10 protein-coding genes and 11 tRNA genes are annotated in these 16174 nt (G+C 68.1%); 2 read left to right on the forward strand and 19 right to left on the reverse strand.

The window, feature by feature from the left end:
* Positions 1 to 15: 15 nt before the first annotated feature.
* From MYSTI_RS07440 to MYSTI_RS07455, 4 genes are all read right to left on the reverse strand, one after another.
* Positions 16 to 1128, reverse strand: coding sequence for a hypothetical protein (locus MYSTI_RS07440; protein WP_015347105.1), 1113 nt, complete (start codon positions 1126 to 1128; stop codon positions 16 to 18).
* Between the two features lie 8 nt (positions 1129 to 1136).
* Positions 1137 to 1634: a YajQ family cyclic di-GMP-binding protein gene (locus MYSTI_RS07445; protein WP_015347106.1), complete on the reverse strand. Its 498-nt coding sequence runs from the start codon at positions 1632 to 1634 to the stop codon at positions 1137 to 1139.
* Between the two features lie 24 nt (positions 1635 to 1658).
* Positions 1659 to 3305, reverse strand: coding sequence for a ribonuclease J (locus MYSTI_RS07450; protein WP_015347107.1), 1647 nt, complete (start codon positions 3303 to 3305; stop codon positions 1659 to 1661).
* Between the two features lie 193 nt (positions 3306 to 3498).
* Complete coding sequence (locus MYSTI_RS07455; protein ID WP_015347108.1) at positions 3499 to 4713, reverse strand: polysaccharide deacetylase family protein; 1215 nt, start codon at positions 4711 to 4713, stop codon at positions 3499 to 3501.
* A gap of 219 nt (positions 4714 to 4932) precedes the next feature.
* On the opposite strand from MYSTI_RS07455, the gene MYSTI_RS07460 reads away from it, so the two are divergent.
* Together MYSTI_RS07460 and MYSTI_RS07465 are read left to right on the forward strand one after the other, a co-directional pair.
* Complete coding sequence (locus MYSTI_RS07460; RefSeq protein ID WP_015347109.1) at positions 4933 to 5505, forward strand: hypothetical protein; 573 nt, start codon at positions 4933 to 4935, stop codon at positions 5503 to 5505.
* A 219-nt stretch (positions 5506 to 5724) separates the two neighbouring features.
* Positions 5725 to 9900: a CARDB domain-containing protein gene (locus MYSTI_RS07465; RefSeq protein WP_015347110.1), complete on the forward strand. Its 4176-nt coding sequence runs from the start codon at positions 5725 to 5727 to the stop codon at positions 9898 to 9900.
* A gap of 52 nt (positions 9901 to 9952) precedes the next feature.
* Here the strand turns inward: MYSTI_RS07465 and MYSTI_RS07470 are convergent, their stop codons facing one another.
* From MYSTI_RS07470 to MYSTI_RS43655, 15 genes are all read right to left on the reverse strand, one after another.
* Positions 9953 to 12772: an AAA family ATPase gene (locus MYSTI_RS07470; RefSeq protein WP_015347111.1), complete on the reverse strand. Its 2820-nt coding sequence runs from the start codon at positions 12770 to 12772 to the stop codon at positions 9953 to 9955.
* Between the two features lie 126 nt (positions 12773 to 12898).
* Positions 12899 to 13519, reverse strand: coding sequence for a hypothetical protein (locus tag MYSTI_RS07475; protein WP_015347112.1), 621 nt, complete (start codon positions 13517 to 13519; stop codon positions 12899 to 12901).
* 481 nt (positions 13520 to 14000) lie between these two features.
* Complete coding sequence (locus MYSTI_RS07480) at positions 14001 to 14543, reverse strand: HNH endonuclease (protein WP_015347113.1); 543 nt, start codon at positions 14541 to 14543, stop codon at positions 14001 to 14003.
* Between the two features lie 20 nt (positions 14544 to 14563).
* Positions 14564 to 14637: transfer RNA gene (locus MYSTI_RS07485), tRNA-Leu, on the reverse strand.
* Between the two features lie 53 nt (positions 14638 to 14690).
* Positions 14691 to 14764, reverse strand: a tRNA-Leu gene (locus tag MYSTI_RS07490).
* Positions 14765 to 14773: 9 nt separating this feature from the next.
* Positions 14774 to 14846: transfer RNA gene (locus MYSTI_RS07495), tRNA-Val, on the reverse strand.
* 8 nt (positions 14847 to 14854) lie between these two features.
* Positions 14855 to 14925: transfer RNA gene (locus MYSTI_RS43555), tRNA-Met, on the reverse strand.
* 19 nt (positions 14926 to 14944) lie between these two features.
* Positions 14945 to 15019 (reverse strand) — tRNA-Arg (locus MYSTI_RS07500).
* A 21-nt stretch (positions 15020 to 15040) separates the two neighbouring features.
* Positions 15041 to 15114, reverse strand: a tRNA-Arg gene (locus tag MYSTI_RS07505).
* 6 nt (positions 15115 to 15120) lie between these two features.
* A tRNA-Ala gene (locus MYSTI_RS07510) sits at positions 15121 to 15192 on the reverse strand.
* A gap of 26 nt (positions 15193 to 15218) precedes the next feature.
* Positions 15219 to 15292: transfer RNA gene (locus tag MYSTI_RS07515), tRNA-Thr, on the reverse strand.
* 99 nt (positions 15293 to 15391) lie between these two features.
* A tRNA-Phe gene (locus MYSTI_RS07520) sits at positions 15392 to 15464 on the reverse strand.
* A gap of 13 nt (positions 15465 to 15477) precedes the next feature.
* Positions 15478 to 15548 (reverse strand) — tRNA-Cys (locus tag MYSTI_RS43560).
* Positions 15549 to 15807: 259 nt separating this feature from the next.
* Positions 15808 to 15893 (reverse strand) — tRNA-Tyr (locus MYSTI_RS07525).
* A gap of 96 nt (positions 15894 to 15989) precedes the next feature.
* A complete protein-coding gene (locus tag MYSTI_RS43655) occupies positions 15990 to 16148 on the reverse strand; it encodes a hypothetical protein (RefSeq protein ID WP_015347114.1) in 159 nt (52 codons plus the stop codon).
* Between the last annotated feature and the right edge of the window lie 26 nt (positions 16149 to 16174).

A 16174-nucleotide genomic window follows, 5' to 3' on the forward strand; every position in this document is an offset into this window, starting at 1 on the left:
TTGTTTCCACCGCGTCTACCTGTTTCCGAGTTCGGTTCGCGAGAAGTGGTCACCACTCCAAGCGAAGTTGATGGTCGCGCCGTTCGAGTAACGGATGGTCAGCGTGCCCTCTTCATCCACTTCCATCGAGGTCGCACGTCCCAGGGCACAGGTGGAGACCGGCCACTCGAGCGCCCGCGTCGCCGTCTTCCCTGTCACCAGATACAGCCCCATCCGGAGCTCATGTTCGGAGTCACACCGACCCTCAACGGCATAGGGATTCTTCCCGGTGAGCACGGTAACGACCGGCCGTCCGTCCGGCAGGCTCACCGTGTCGGGCACCTTCACGTTGGCCGACTCCGCCTCCACCGACTTCGCCACGACCAGCTCGCGCAGCGTGTCGGGCGTCAGGTCCTCGTCTCCCTGGGCCCAGGCCGGGTAGCTGAGCAGGTCCCACCCCAGCCAGCCGGTGGCCGCGGACTCCAGCGCCGTCACGTTCTCGGAGGGCTTGAGCTTGAGCGCCTTGCGCACCTCGTCCGGGAGGCGGAGCGCCTCGCCCGGCATGGTGCCGCTCTGGCAGTTGGAGACGGCCACGGGCTTGCCGCCCGCGCTGTCCACGTCCTCGTAGGTGATGCACACGTCCATCACCATGGGGTCCTTCGCCGGGAAGCGGGGCAGGGCGCGCACGGGCACCGCGGCCACGAGCGACAGCGTGTTGCCCTGGCGCTCCACCGCGCCATTCACCTTCTGCTGGGCGAACTCCGGCGTGCCGCTCTCCGCCCCGGAGGCGCGCTTGCCGTCGAAGCCGAAGCGCCACGTGTAGCCCGTCGTCAGCGGCCCGGTGTCGGGGAAGTAGACGGACACCGACAGCACGTCGCCGGCGAGGAGCTGGTCGTCCTTGGCATCCACGCCCACGTAGAGCGTGTCCTTGCGGAAGCCCACCTTCGCGTTGAACGAGGCGCTGGAGCCGGGCGCGTCCAGGGACTTGAGCGCCAGCGGCGAGGTGAAGCCCTTGAGGCCCCCCTGGAACCGGGGCGGCTTCGACATGGACGGCACCGGCCGGGAGGGACGGGGCGCTTCTTCCTCCTGCGCGGAGGCGATGGCTGGAACGCAGAGCATCCAGCAGAGGGACAGGGCTGCGGCTCGCATGGGCTTCTTCAATCGCGGAAGTTGGTGAACTGCATGTCGAGCTTCAGCCGGTCCTGCTCCTTGCGGAACAGGGCCATGGCGGCCTGAAGGTCATCCCGGCTCTTGCCCGTGACACGCAGCTGGTCGGCCTGGATGGAGCCCTGCACCTTCATCTTGGAATCCTTGAGCAGCTTCACCAGCTCCTTGGACTTCTCCACGGGGATGCCCTGCTGGAGCTTGATGACCTGCTTCACGTTGTGCAGGCCCGTCTTCTCGATGTCGCCGTAGTCGAGCGCATGCAAGCTGATGTTGCGCTTGGCCATCTTCGCGAGCAGGACGACCTTGGCCGCCTTGACGTGGTCCTCGCTGTTCGCCTTCACGGTGAGGGCCGTGTTGTCCGGGGCGATGAGGATATCCGCCTGGGCACCCTGGAAGTCATAACGGGTGCTGAGCTCCTTCTTGGTCTGGTTGACCGCGTTGTCGAGCTCGGCGAGGTCGATTTTGGAGACGACATCGAACGAGGGCATGGGCAGCAGCGGCCCTTAACACACCTACACCCTGACGACCATGGGCACCACCAGGGGGCGCTTGGAGGTGTACAGCCTGAACGCACGGCGGACCACCCGGGTGAGCTCCTCTCGCACCAGGGCGTCGTCCCCCCGGAGCTGGACGGACAGCTCCTCGAAGAGGGTCCGGGCTTCCTGGGCGACCCGGGGCAGCAGCACCTGTTCATCCACCGACAGCCCCTGCCCGGAGAGCTGGGGCCCCCCCACCAGCTTCAGGGTGTCCCGCTGGATGACGACCACCGCGGCCACGAGTCCGGTCTCCGACAGGCGCACCCGCTCATGGAGTGTGTCCGACGTCACCATTCCCCCGCCGAAGCGGTCCTTGAAGATGCGGCCGGAGGTCACGCTGCCAGTGAAGCGGCCTCGGCCCTCCTCGAAGCCGACGATGTCGCCGTCCTGGGCGAGCAGGCACTGCGCGGGCTCCAGGCCCGCCTCGCGCGCGGTGGCCAGGTGGCGGTGCAGGTGGCGGCCCTCGCCGTGGACGGGGATGAAGTGGCGGGGGCGCACCAGCTCCAGCACGCGCTTCTGCTGCGGCCGGCTGGCGTGGCCGGACACGTGGACGCCGGGCTCTATCTGCGCGTAGGCCACCCGGGCGCCGCGCCAGTGGAGCTGGTCGATGAGGGCGCCCACGCCCCGCTCGTTGCCGGGGATGGGGCGGGAGCTGAGCACGACGAGGTCTCCCGGGCCGACCTTGAGGGGCCCATCTCCCGAGGCGAGCTGGGACAGGCCCGCGCGAGGCTCGCCCTGTGCGCCCGTGGTGAGGACCAGGACCCGCTGCGCGGGCAGGATGGGCACGGTGTCCAGGGGGACGAAGAGCGAGTCGGGCACGTCCAGGTAGCCCAACTGGCGCGCCATCTCCACGTTGCGCAGCATGCTGCGGCCCTGGAGCGCGACCTTGCGGCCCAGGCGCTCGGCGAGGGCCAACAGGTGCCGCACGCGGTGCAGGTTGGAGGAGAAGAGAGCCACGACGATGCGGCCGGTGGCGTCGCGGAAGAGCCGCTCGAAGGTCTGCTCCACCACGCGCTCGCTGCCCGTCTCCTCGGTCAGCTCGGAGTTGGTGGAGTCCGACAGCAGGCACACCACGCCTTCGTCGCCCGCCTCGCCCCAGCGCTCCAGGTCCGTGCGCAGGCCGTCGATGGGATCCGGGTCCAGCTTGAAGTCACCCGTGTGGATGAGGGTGCCCTCGGGCGTGCGGACGATGAAGCCCACCGCGTCGGGCACGGTGTGGGTGACACGGCTGGCTTCGACCTTGAACATGCTCCCGACGGGGAAGGGCTCGCGCGGCTCGATTTCGCGCAGGTCCGCTTCCACGCCCAGCTCGTCCAACCGGTGGCGGGCCATGGCGAGCGTGAAGCGCGTGCCGTAGACGGGGATGGGGACGGACAGCTCGCTCAGCAGGTAGGGGAGCGCACCCAGGTGGTCTTCATGCCCGTGGGTGAGCAACACGCCCTTGAGCTGGGCGGCGTTCTGCTTCAGGTGGGTGAAGTCCGGGATGATGATGTCGACGCCGGGCATCCCGTCTGAAGGGAACATCAAGCCCGCGTCGATGAGCAGCATCTCCCCGTTGCAGGCGATGACCAGGGAGTTGAGGCCGATTTCTCCCAGGCCGCCGAGGGGAATGACTTGAAGCATGTGGAGGGAGTCTAAGGACTCAACCCGGCTTGCGCGGTGGAAAGTTGCAGGTGGGTCGCGTCCGGGAGGGCTGGCGCGGAAAAGACTCGGGGGCGTCGGTGTAGGTGTGCTGGGGGCTCGTGCGCCAGGCCGCCGAGTCACCGGAGGCCTGGCTCACACGCGAGACAGCGGGGCGGTGTACCGCCCGTGCGCCTCATCGGGGGATGAGCGTGATGTCATCCAGATACAGGTCCGCCTGCGTCGTCCCCGAGTCATCCTGGAAGTAGAGGTCGCGCAGGGTGCCGGACGTCGCGCCCATGGCGTCGAGGGAGAGCGTCACCTTCCGCCACTCGCCCGCGACCAGCGGCCCGCCCAGCGCCTCCTCCAGCGAGACGGTCCCCAGCATGTCCGTGCCGTCATGAAGGACGGCGCGCACGAGCTGCCCGCCGGTGGTTCCCCCATGAACCCACAGCTCGATGGCCTGATACGAAGACAGGTCCACGCCGGGGTGATGCAGGAGCAGACCCGACCAGGTGTCGGGCGTGAAGCGGATGGACGCGGAGCCCTGGTGGACGATGCCCGTCTCCTCGAGCGAGTGCTCCGCCCAGCTCCAATCCGCGAAGCCGCTCTCCAGCGCGTCCGTGTAGATGGCGAGCGCGGAGGCGGGCTCCGGCTCGGTGCGTCCGTCTGTCAGTGCGAGCCCTTGTGACAGCGTCACCGTGCGCAGGCCGCGCAGTTGGATGTGATTCAGGATGGCCGCGAAGTCTTGCGTGCGGTACTGCGTGTCGCGCGTGGGGGTGCCGTCCAAGAACTCGTGGAAGACGAGGATGAGCCAGCTCTTCTCCTCCACGGCCCGGTCAATCCAACCCCTCACCGTGTTGACGGGGACGGTGCGAGCCACGTCATTGCCTCGCAGCTCATAGACGATGGTGTCGCGGAAGTTGCGCCCGGGATTCACGGTGCGGCTGCTGCCGTAGTGCTGGCGGATGTTCGTGAGCACCTGGGCGTCGTAGCGCCCGTAGGGGATGACGAAGTCGGGCACCGCGGGCAGGTTCAGCTGGGTCTGCAGCCACACCCGTGAGTCACTCAGCTCGGCGACGAGCTGGGGGCCGGTGAGCGTGGTCAGGTCGGGATGGGTGAGCGAATGGCTGGCGATGCCATTCCCCTCCGCGACCAATGTCTGGACTTGGGACAGGCTCATGTAGCCACCCCAGCCCTGCGCCAGGGCCTGGGTGATGAGCGCGTAGGTCGCGCGAATCCCTCTCGAGTTGAGCTGGGGACGCGCCTTCGTGTACTGGGTGGCCCAGCCGTCATCCAGGGTGATGGTGACCATGCCCTGTTCGAACGGCTGCGCCGCGGACGCGGACAGGGACAGCAGTATCAATGATAACGCGGCAATTCCTCTCAGCTTCTTGGACGACTCCCTCATGGACAGCCCCCTGCGAGGCGCCGCCTCATGCGGCGTCCAGGGGGCGATAGCAGACGAGTCTGATGGCAGGCAACCGTGCAGGCACGCGGACGTGAGTGGCCTGGCGAGCAGCGGGGCCACGGGGCCCGTGCGGGGATTGTGTGGGGATTCGAGGTGGGGGTGGTGGTGTTCGTAGAAGCCGTCGCACCCATGACTCTGTCTTTGGAAAGGACACGCTACATGAAGAAGCTTGCCGCGCTTGTTGGACTGCTGGGCGTGCTGGGAGCTGCTCCCGCATTGGCCGCGGAGCTGAAGGACGTGTTCGGCAGAGAGGTCCCCATCGGGAAGGGGCGGCCGACCGTGGTCCTGTATGCCAACAAGGGCACCCGGGATGAGCTGCGTGAGCACGCCTACCAGTTCGTCTATGACGTGCGAGCGGGCAAGCCCATCGTCGTGGTGCGGGTGGACCTGCGAGATGTCCCCGGCCTCTTCAAGGGCATGGCGAAGGGGGAGATTCGCAAGAGCCACGCCGAATCGCTCGACCTGATGCGCAATCTCTTTCAGGAGCACGGTGAGTCGCCTCCCCCCGAGCTCGATACCTCCCTCTTCATGGTCGCCGACAGCAAGGGCGAGCCTCACGCGTCGGTGGGGCTGAAGAAGGGCTTCAAGAATGTCTATGCGCAGGTGCTGGACCCCTCGGGGCAGGAGCTGGCCAAGGGGCCCTTCCCACAGAGCGCGGGCTCGCTCGGCAAGGCGGTGGCCGAAATGACCTCCTCGCCTTCGCATGCCCGCGTCGCCGGCGTGGTCCGCTGAAACACCCCTGTGACATGTTTCGCTGAAAACCCCGTCACGGAGCACGCCTCCGTGCCTGGGAGGCTTTGAGCGCCCTTTCGATAGGACCAACCGGGTAGTTGGATTGGTCCTGATATTCGTGGTTTGTTGTCTCCCCGCGCGCACTGCGTGAGTGCGTGTCTGGAGCCCGTGCCTGGCCGTCGGGGCAGGGCTCCACACGCGACTGCAACGGGAGACTTCATGATGCGTCGAGAGTGGATGGCACCCGCCACGGGCTGGTGGGTGCTGGGATTGTTGGCCGCGGGGAGTGTCGGCTGTTCGGGAGGAGAGGCACCCTCGGGTGAGCCGGCTCCGGGAACGGCCTCGAGTGCGTTGATTCAGGGGCCTGACCTGGTCATCACCGGGATGGAGGTTCCGCCGAGCCTTCGCATGGGACCCTACTCAACGCCTGCGACGGCGTCGGTGAAGGTCTGCAACCAGGGCCTGGACCCCAGCCCGTCGACGCGTGCGCAGCTCTACGTGTCGATGGACGTGACGTTGACGCCGATGTTTCCCGGGCCGGTGACGGACCAGGCTCCGCTGGGCTTCGTCGACGTGCCCCCGCTGGCGCCGGGGCAGTGCGCGACCCGGTCCAACACCCTCTCCGCCGCGCTCCCTCCGGACGCACAGGGCATGGTGGGCGGGTACTACGTGGGCGCCATCATCGACGAGCAGGCGTCGGTGGCGGAGTCGCGCGAGGACAACAACACGTTCGTGAAGGGCCTGGTGGGGATTGGGGATGGCGTGGACCTGGTCGTCACGGCCATCGGGATTCCGGAGAGCCTTCGCGCGAATGGGCCGGGGACGTCCTCGGTGCCCGCGACGGTGACGGTGTGCAACCAGGGCACGCTGTCGACGCAGTCCACCTCCGTGAATCTCTATGCGTCGATGGACGACGTGCTGATGCCGACCGGGCCGGGTCCGGGTCCTGGGTATCCGCCGGCGACGGACCAGGCCTTCCTGGGCTCGGTGCCCCTGTCGTGGCTGGACCCCGGGCAGTGCAGGACGCTCACCACGTCCATCTGGCCCATGCTGCCTCCGGACGCGCAGGGGATGAGCGGCGCGTACTACGTGGGCGCCATCATCGATGAGCAGGGCTCGGTGCCGGAGCTGCGCGAGGACAACAACATCTTCGTGAAGGGCCTGGTGGGAATGGGCCAGCGGCCCGACCTCATCATCACGGAGCTGAAGGTGGCGGAGAGCCTGCGGACGAACGGCCCGGGCTCCGCGCCGGTGACCGTGAAGGTGTGCAACCAGGGCACGGACCCGAGCCCCATGGCGCGGGCGCGCCTGTACGTGTCAATGGACAAGGTGCTCACGCCGATGCCTCCAGGCCCCGGTCCCCAGGTCACGGACCAGGTGCTCGTAGCGGACATCCCCGTCTCGAACCTCGCCGCGGGACAGTGCAGGGTGTTCACGGACTCCCTCTGGCCCATGCTCCCTCCGGATGCGCAGGGGATGAACGGCGCGTACTACGTGGGCGCCATCGTCGACGAGCAGGACTGGGTGGCCGAGCTGCGTGAGGACAACAACACCTTCGTGACGGGGCCAGTGGGGATGGGGCAGGGGCCGGACCTGGTGGTGACGGACCTCGTCATGCCGGAGAGCTTCCGCGCCAACTCGGGGGCTTCGCAGACGCCGGCGTCGGTGTCGGTGTGCAACCGGGGCACGGAGCCCGCCCCCATGTCTCGCGTGCAGTTGTACGTGTCGATGGACGCGGAGTTGACGCCCATGATGCCCGGCCCCGGCTATCCGCCGATGGACCAGGCTCCCCTGGGGATGGTCGATATGCCCAACCTGGCTCCAGGACAGTGCGCGACCCGGAGCACGAACGTCTGGCCCATGCTCCCACCGGATGCGACGACGCCGAATGGCGCGTACTACGTGGGCGCCATCATCGATGAGCAGGGCTCGGTGATGGAGCTGCGTGAGGACAACAACATCTTCGTGAAGGGGCTGGTGGGCATCGGGCTGGGGCCCGACCTGGTCGTCACGGCGATGGTGGCTCCCGCGAGCCTGGCCATGAACGGGCCCGGGGCTGCCCAGACGCCCGCGACGGTGACGGTGTGCAATCAAGGCACGGAGCCGAGCGCCTCGGCCAACGTGAGCCTGTATGTGTCGATGGACGCCGTGCTGACGCCGATGGGCCCGGGGCCGTTCTTCCCGGCGACGGACCAGAGCTTCCTGCAGTCGTTCCCCGCTCCGGGGCTCCAGCCGAAGCAGTGCAAGACGCTCTCGACGAGCTTCTGGCCCGTGATTCCGGCGGACGCGCAAGGCGTGGAGGGGGCGTACTACCTGGCGGCCATCGTCGATGAGCAGAGGGCCGTGCCGGAGCTGCGCGAGGACAACAACATCTTCGTGAAGGGCCTGGTGGGCATTGGCCAGAAGCCAGACCTCATCATCACGGAGGTGAAGGTCGCGGAGAGCCTTCGGACGAGCGGCCCGGGTGGCTCCTCCAGCGTGACGGTGAAGGTATGCAACCAGGGCTTCCAGCCGAGCAGCCCGACGCAGGTGGGGTTGTACGTGTCGATGGACAAGGAGTTGACGCCGATGTCGCCGTATCCGGGCTACATGGCGTCGGACCAGGCCTTCATCCGGGACATCGCCGTGTCGGGCCTCGTGCCGGGGTACTGCAAGTCGTTCACGGAGCCCTTCTGGGGCGTGCTGCCTCCAGACGCGCAGGGGCGGAGTGGCTCGTACTACGTGGGGGCCATCGTCGATGAGCAGCGCTCCGTGCTGGAGTTGCGCGAGGACAACAACACCTTCGTGACGGGGCCTATCGGCGTGGGCCAGGGGCCGGATCTGGTCATCACGAGCCTCGTCATGCCGAACAGCTTCAAGCTGAGCGGTCCGCCCGCGCAGTCGGCGAAGGTGACGGTGTGCAACCGGGGCACGGAGTTCTCTCCGCAGTCGCGCGTGCACCTGTTCGTGTCGACGGAGGCCGTGTTGGCGCCGCAGCAGCCAGCGCAGCCCTATCCTCCGACGAGCCAGTCGCCTCTCGGATTCGTGGATGCTCCCGGCCTGGCCCCGGGGCAGTGCTCGACGCGGTCCACGTCCTTCTGGCCCGGGCTCCCGCCGGACGCGCAGGGGATGCAGGGTGGGTACTACGTCGGCGCCATCATCGATGGTGAGTCCGTGGTGCAGGAGCTGCGCGAGGACAACAACACCTTCATGCTGGGGAAGGTGGCCGTGGGTGATGGCCCGGACCTGGTCGTCAACGGGATGAGCATCCCCGCGAGCGCGCAGCCGGGACAGCCGTTCTCGCTCACCGTGAGGGCGTGCAACCTGGGGACGATGCCGAGTCCTCCGACGCAAGCCCGGCTCTACATCTCCCTGGATGCCGAGCTGACGCCGATGTCGTCCGGGCCTGGGCCCGCGGCGCTGGACCAGACTCCGATTGGACAGCTCTCGGTGCCGTCGCTGGGCACGGGGCAGTGTCTGACGATTTCGGGGTCGGCTCCCGCCACGCTGCCGCCGGACGGGCAGGCCGGTGGTGTGTATTACGTCGGGGTTGTGATGGATGAGCCGTCCTCGGTGGTCGAGCTGCGCGAGGACAACAACGCCTACGCACAGAAGACGATGAGCATCGGCGTCAGGCCGGACCTGGTCATCAAGGAGGTGCTCTCGCCCGCGAGCGCGCTGCCGAACCAGTCCATCCCGCTGGGGGTCCGTGTGTGCAACCAAGGCACGCAGTCCAGCCCGTCGACCCAGGCCCGCTTCTATCTGTCGGTGGATGACGAGCTGTCGTTCGCGCTGCCTCCCGGGTCCCCGATGCCCGACCAGGCCTTCCTGGCGCAGGTGTCCGTCCCGTCGCTCCAGGTGGGGGCGTGCCTCCTGCTCTCGACGTCGGGGCCCGTGACGCTTCCCCCGGATGCCCAGGGGGATGGGCGTTACTTCCTGGGAGCCATCATCGACGAGTCCCTGGCGGTGAACGAGCTGCGCGAGGACAACAACACCTTCGCGAAGACGGTCCTCGGGGTGGGGGCGAAGCCGGACCTGGTCATCACGGAGATGTCGGGCCCCACCACCATCCGCAAGGGAGGCTTCATCACCACCACCATCAAGGTGTGCAATCAGGGCACGCAGCTGAGCAGCGGGAGCGCCGTGCGGCTCTCTATCTCCATGGACCAGGAGCTCGCCCCGGAAGGGCCGCCGCCGGGTCCGGACCAGCTCATGTTGGCCGAGGTGTCCGTCGACGCCCTGGTGCCGGGAGCCTGCACCACTCGAGGGTGGAGCCTTCCGGCCCAGTTGCCGCCGGATGCGATGGACCCGGTGGGGGACTACTTCGTGGCCGTCTCCGTGGACCCCTACCAGCAGGTCGGGGAGCTGCGCGAGGACAACAACATCCGCTTCACCGGGCTCACCGTGACGCCGTAGTGCGCGTGTAGATGAGGCTCGAGGGGCGGGGATGAGACCCGCTCCCTCGGGCTCAGCTCCCCAGCGGAGGCTCCGCTGGGGGGCGTGAAATCCACGCGGCGATGAAGACATCCAGCTCGCCGCGCAGCACGTCCTTGACGCGAGGTGTCCCGGCGCCGGTGCGAGGGTCTTCCACACGAGGGCTGCGACCCACGTAGTAGCGCCGTGCCTCGTCCGTGGTCCCTCCCTGGCCTGCGACCACACGCGCGGCGATGTCCTTGAGCTCGTCCAGCTCTCCCGCGCCGGTGAGGGTGAGCACGCGGCCGGTGGACTCGTCCTTCACCGTCACCTCCGTGCGCACTCGCTGGAGGTAGGCGCCCTCGTGGCTCTTCACGGGACGGCCGAGCACCTCCAGCAGCTCCAGCTCGTCCTCGGCGAGCGCGCCGCCTCGGTGCACCCGCACGTAGGCCCGCTGGCGCTTCTCGTCCTCCAGACGCCGGTGCAGCCCCGCCTCGCCCGCGAGGAAGCCATACGCCCCCGGTCCGGCGATGCGCACCACCACGCGCGAGGGCTCATCCGCCTCCGCCACCGCCACCGCCTCGTAGCCGCGCCGCTGCGCCCAGCCCAGGTACATGGAGGCCAGCTCCTGCACCCACGCCTCCTGCGTCTCCGCCGAGTCGCTCGCGCAGATATCCACCAGCGCCTCGTTGTCCTGCTGCGTGGCTCCGGACGCTTGCAGCGCCTCGGCCATCTGGACCTCGCGAGCGACGTCCTCCACCTGCCGCGCCGCGGAGGCGAGCTGCACCTCGTTCTTCGCCTCGCGCACCAGCCGGCGCGCGAAGAGGCACGCGGCCTCCAGGCGCTCCAGCTCGTTGATGTGAGCCTCCACCGTCCGGAAGGCCCGGATGACGTCGGCCGCGTGGGTGGGGTCGTCCCAGAGGTTGGGCGCTTGTGTCTCCGTCAGCAGGGACGCCCGCCGCTCCTCCAGCTCCGGCCGGCCCGACGAGGCCGCCAGCGCGCGCGCCTTGCCCACCAGCCGGTCCATCTCCACCAGCAGCGACTTGCGGTCCAGCCGCCGCTTCACCGGAGCGGCACGCGCCGACGGGAGGAGCAGCTGCGCGGTGGGCGCGGGCGGCGGCGAGGCGGGCTCGGCGACGGCCATGACCCGGCCTCCCGGGCGCGCCTCCACGCGCACGGGCGTCCCAGGGGCCAGCGGCTTGCGAGCAATCTCCACGGCGAGCGCGGCGGTGAGCGTCTTCTCGATTTCGCGCTGGAGGTAGCGCGCGCCGAACTGGGGCGAGTAGCCCCGCTCCACCAGGATGTCGACGACCTCGGGGGTGACTTCCACGTCCAGCGAGCGCGCGCGGATGCCCTCGCGCTCCAGGACCCGGCCCACCTCGCGCTGCGCGATTTTTCGGATGTCCACCTTGGACAGGGGCTGGAAGTGACAGATGGCGTCGAAGCGGTTGAGGAACTCCGGGCGGAAGGACTCGCCGATGCGGCGGTCCACCTCCGACACCATCTCATCCGCGCGCTTCGTGCCCGCGAAGCCCATGGCGGGCTCGCGGTACACCTCGGCGCCCACGTTGGACGTGGCGACGATGAGCGTGTTGTTGCACGACACCACCTCGCCCGCGCCGTTGACGAAGGTGCCCTCGTCGAAGAGCTGGAGGAAGCGGTCATGCACGCTGCGCGCGGCCTTCTCGAACTCGTCGAGCAGCAGCACGGAGAACACCTTGCCGTCCAGGAGCGCGCTCAGCTCGCCACGCCGGGTCTCCAGCGCCGGAGCCCAGGACGCGCCGAAGGGCACGCTCTCGTCTCCGTCGTTGGGGTAGTCCGCCATGTTCAGGCGCACCAACCGGTCCGCCGAGCCGAAGAGGTACTCCGCCAGGAGCTTCGCGAGCTGCGTCTTGCCCACGCCCGTGGGGCCCGCGAACAGGAACACGCCCAGCGGTCGCCGAGGGTCGTTCAGCCCCGCCTTGAGCAGCGCCACCGAGCGCAGCACGGCCCCCACCGCGTCCGTCTGGCCCAAGAGCCGCTCGCCGAAGAAGCGCTCGGTCTCCTCCAGGTCCAGCGGCATGGCGTCGTCCACCACGAAGCGCGGCAGGCGCGTGGCGGCACAGAAGCGGGTGAGCACGTCCTCGGGGCCGACGTGGTCCTTGGCCGCGCCCGCCGCTTCGGCCGCGGTCTCCTTCAGCAGCTCGATGGCCTTGCGCGGCATGCGCTGGGCCAGCAGGAACTTGGCGGACAGTCGCAGGGCCAGGTCACACGCCGCGGGGTCGATGGGCAACCGCAGCTCGCGCTCCAGCTCCTCGGCCACGCGGCCCACGACCCAGCGCGCCTTCTCGAGCGGCGGCTCGTGCAGGGGCAGGAGGTGCAGCCGCTCCGCCAGGGCCTCATCGGAGCGCACCAGCTCCTGGACGCGCTTGGGCTCCGTCTCGAAGATGAAGCGCATGCCGCCGGTGCGCAGGGCGCGCACGGCCACGGGCGCCAGCGGGCCACCCAGGGCCGCGGGCAGGTCTCGGATGTAGACGATGGGGCAGGCGTGCCGCGCGAGGTGCGCGAGCAGCTCCTCGAAGCTCTCCGCGGCCTGACGCTGGGTGCTGCGCGCCAGGATGTTGGCGACGGAGACCTCCACCAGTCGTGCCTGGGAGAGCTCCGCGTCCACGCGGCCCTCGGCGATGCGGCGTGCGACCTCTTGCACGAGCGCGCTCTTGCCCACGCCCGGGTCGCCCGCCAGCAGCGGGTGCTTGCCGCCTCGAGTCAGCAGACCGAGCACCTCCGTCACCGCGGCATCCACGCCGTGGGCGGCCGGCAACCGCCCTTCGCGGGCCATCGCGGTCAGGTCTCGGTCGATGAGTCTTTCCTGGTCCTCGCTCTTCCTCGTCGCCATGTCTCGTCAACCGCCCCCTCGCCGGAGCACGCACTCTAACCGCTGAACCGCCGAGGTGAGTGTGCAATCCCGGCGAGGCAGCCGGATGCCCCTGGAGCGCGGGGCCGGACGGACGCGAGGTACGCGTCAGGGATACGGAGGAGGCGTGGGGGGCGGCGGAGTGGGCGGACTGCCCGGCTGCGCCGGGGGAATGGCCTTGAGGTACTCGTAGACGGCCCTCAGGTCCGCGTCCCGCATCTTCGAGAAGACGGGCCAGGGCATCACCTGGAGCAGGCTCCCGTCTGGCTTCTTGCCCGTGCGGATGACGGCCAGGAACGCCTCGTAGGTGAGCCCCATGGGGAGCCCCTGCGCGTCCGGAGTGATGTTCCTGGAGACGATGCCGCCGCCGAAGCTCCGGCCTCCGGCGAGGAAGTTCGCGGTGTTGGTCTGCTCGGGCTGACCCTGGAACGGGTCTCCTCCCGCCGCGAACTGTGGGCTGGTGTGGCAGTCGCTGCAGCCACCCTGGGCGTTGACGATGTAGCTGCCCAGGCCGACGAGGTTCCGGTCCAGGCCGGTGAAGTCGAGCGTCACCGGGGAGATGGCGAGGCCTTTCTGGATGCGCTCCTGGTCCTCGGGGCCCACGGTGGTCTGTGTCTGTTGATTCTGGGAGTCACTGGAGCTGGAGTCGCAGCCCGCCAGGAGTCCTCCCGTGAGAGCGAAGACGGCCCATCCCATCGCCAGCCGGCGACCCGTCCCGAAGTTCTTCATGTGTGCTTCCTTTCCATGCGCCGGGAACCCGGGCTGGGAGGGAGGCTAGGAACGGTGGGACTCGGGGCCATGCTGTGTGAGGGGGGTAGCCTGACGTTGCCCCGTGTACAGGGGCGGGGAGGCTCGGCCCTTTGGGGCCATTGGAACGGAAGTCGGAGGACTCGAACCTCAAGCCGGAAGGCCGGCTCGCACCCGGTAGCAGCGGGGCCTGGCGCCATCGCCAGTCCAACTTCCAGAAGGAAGACAGGGGACTCGAACCCCAAGCGCGTCATGCGCTCGCATCGTTTTCGAAACGGGCCGCCGGCCTCCGGCGTTGGTCTTCCAGGAAAAACGCCGGCAGCAGGAGGCTCCGCCTGCCGGTGCGCGGGGAGGTCCACGGGCGGGAGGCCCGCCTCTGGCAGACCTCCTCATCCCCCAGGGATGTCACATCCCGGGGTGGGGGACGGGAGCCACCTCTGGTGGACCCCCTTCACCCGAAACCTCACGTCTGCAGCTCCCCATGCCAATAGGTCACGTCCCGGAGGAACTTGGCCCACGACATGGGCATGCCCTTCTCGAAGATGAACGACAGGTGCAGCACGTCGGGCAGCTTCTTGGGCTTCACCGGCGCGCAGCGCAGCGCCATCTTGGCGTGCTCGGGCGTGCGGTTGCCCTTCTTCTGGTTGCAGGGCACGCAGGCGATGACGACGTTCTCCCACGACGTCTTGCCACCCTGGGCGCGAGGGATGACGTGGTCGTACGTCGCCTCGGCGCGAGAGACCTTCAGGCCGCAGTACTGGCAGCGGCAGTGGTCACGCATGTAGACGTTCTCGCGGCTGAACTTCACGCCCTTGGGGCCCTTGCGCTGCCCGCGGAAGAAGCGGATGACGGAGGGCATGCGAATCTCGACCGTCACCGAGCGCACGAAGCGGTCCTCGTACTCCTCGACCACCTCGACCTTGCCTTGGAAGATGAGCATCACCGCGCGCTGCCAGGAAATCCGCGCGACGGGCTCGTAGGACTGACTGAGGACCAGCGTCTCCATGACGCACTGCCTTTCGTGTGTATCCGCGGCGAGAGTCGAACTCGCACTGAGCCGGGTTTGAGCCGGCGGCCTCTCCCGTTTGGGCTACGCGGACGGACTTCGGGAGCTGCTTCGGACCGGACTTCGGTCGTTTGACTGCGACAACAGTGCCGGTGGCGAGGGTCGAACTCGCAACCTCCAGATTCTCGACCTGGCGCCTCTACCAATTGGGCTACACCGGCGATGAGGAGTGCACGCCCCGGGAATCGAACCCGGCGATGACGGTATGTGAGACCGTTGCCTTCTCCAGTTGGCTCTGCGTGCGGGAAGAGTTGCGGAGCAGGGAGTCGAACCCTGGTTGCCAGGCTTATGAGGCCCGGTGGGGCACCAGCCCCTCCCCGCAGGAAGATGTGAGACGTGTGTGCTCCCGACAGGACTCGAACCTGTGACCGTGCGCTTAGGACGCGCCTGCTCTGAATCCACTGAGCTACGGAAGCGGATGACACGGATGAAGCGAGTGCCCCTGGCAGGGATTGAACCTGCGACCTCACGGTTCGGAACCGTGCGCTCTCATCCACTGAGCTACAAGGGCATGAAGTGGATCCGCCGGGACTCGAACCCGGAACCCCTCGGGTGCAAACCGAGTGCTCTCCCATTGAGCCACGAACCCATGTGACGACCGCGTGCTGCGTGAAGTGCCCCCGGTCGGGTTCGAACCGACGACCTCTGGTTTACGAAACCAGCGCTGCTGCCAGCTGAGCTACAGGGGCGAAACGAGCAGGCCGCCAGGGAGTTGAACCCCGCGCGCTCGGATTTGGAGTCCAAGCTGCTCCCGGAGCGCGGCCTATGTGAGTGAAGGTGTTGCGGAGTGCCGACCCTCGGAATCGAACCGAGTCCTCCCGCTCTTCAGACGGGCGCGCGGACCACCTACGCCAGGTCGGCAATGATGAAGATGAGGCCAGTACGGGAGTCGAACCCGTCCCAAACGGTTTTGCAGACCGTTGCCACCCCCGGGCGGAACTGGCCATGACGTGTGACATGAAAGCTCTCCAAGAGAAACACTGCGCGAACTCGTTCTCGGCGTCTCTCTAAAGAGTGCGACGAGAAACATGAAAAACATCCTGGGGTTAGATGAAGTCAGGAAATTTCGGGGCCCGATTGGTGGGCCGCGAACCTCTGTAGACAGGCTTTGCTCGTGCTCCTTCTGAGTAAGGTCTTGCCGGTCTCATTGTGCGATGGCTCGTGATGCGATGTGGCGGCGAGCACCAAGCTACGTGCTTGAGTATGGGGACGCTGGGAGTTGAACCCAGCGGGCCCTGTCGGGCTCGGGCTCTACAGGCCCGCGCGTCTTCCCTAACGCTCTACGTCCCCTGAGGGAGCAGGAGCCCTGAAAGCCGAGAGGCCAAGTCCCCTGGATGGGAGCCCGGCCTCTGCGTGGCTTGGCGCGCCGGTGAAGGAGCGCGAGCTTCAGCAGGGGACGGGCGGAGGGCCGCCACGCCGGTCAAAGCCCGCGGGGGACTTAGAGGCGAAGCTCACAAGGGAGCAGGAGGCGGCGTCGAGCTGGGTCCAGAGGCTGTTGCGATAGCTGCGCTTCATCGGGTTCGTCTGCACCGTCAACGTCGTCATGGTTGCCGCTCCTTTCTCCGGGGACC

The organism is Myxococcus stipitatus DSM 14675 (assembly GCF_000331735.1).
GTDB classification, from domain to species: Bacteria; Myxococcota; Myxococcia; order Myxococcales; family Myxococcaceae; genus Myxococcus; species Myxococcus stipitatus.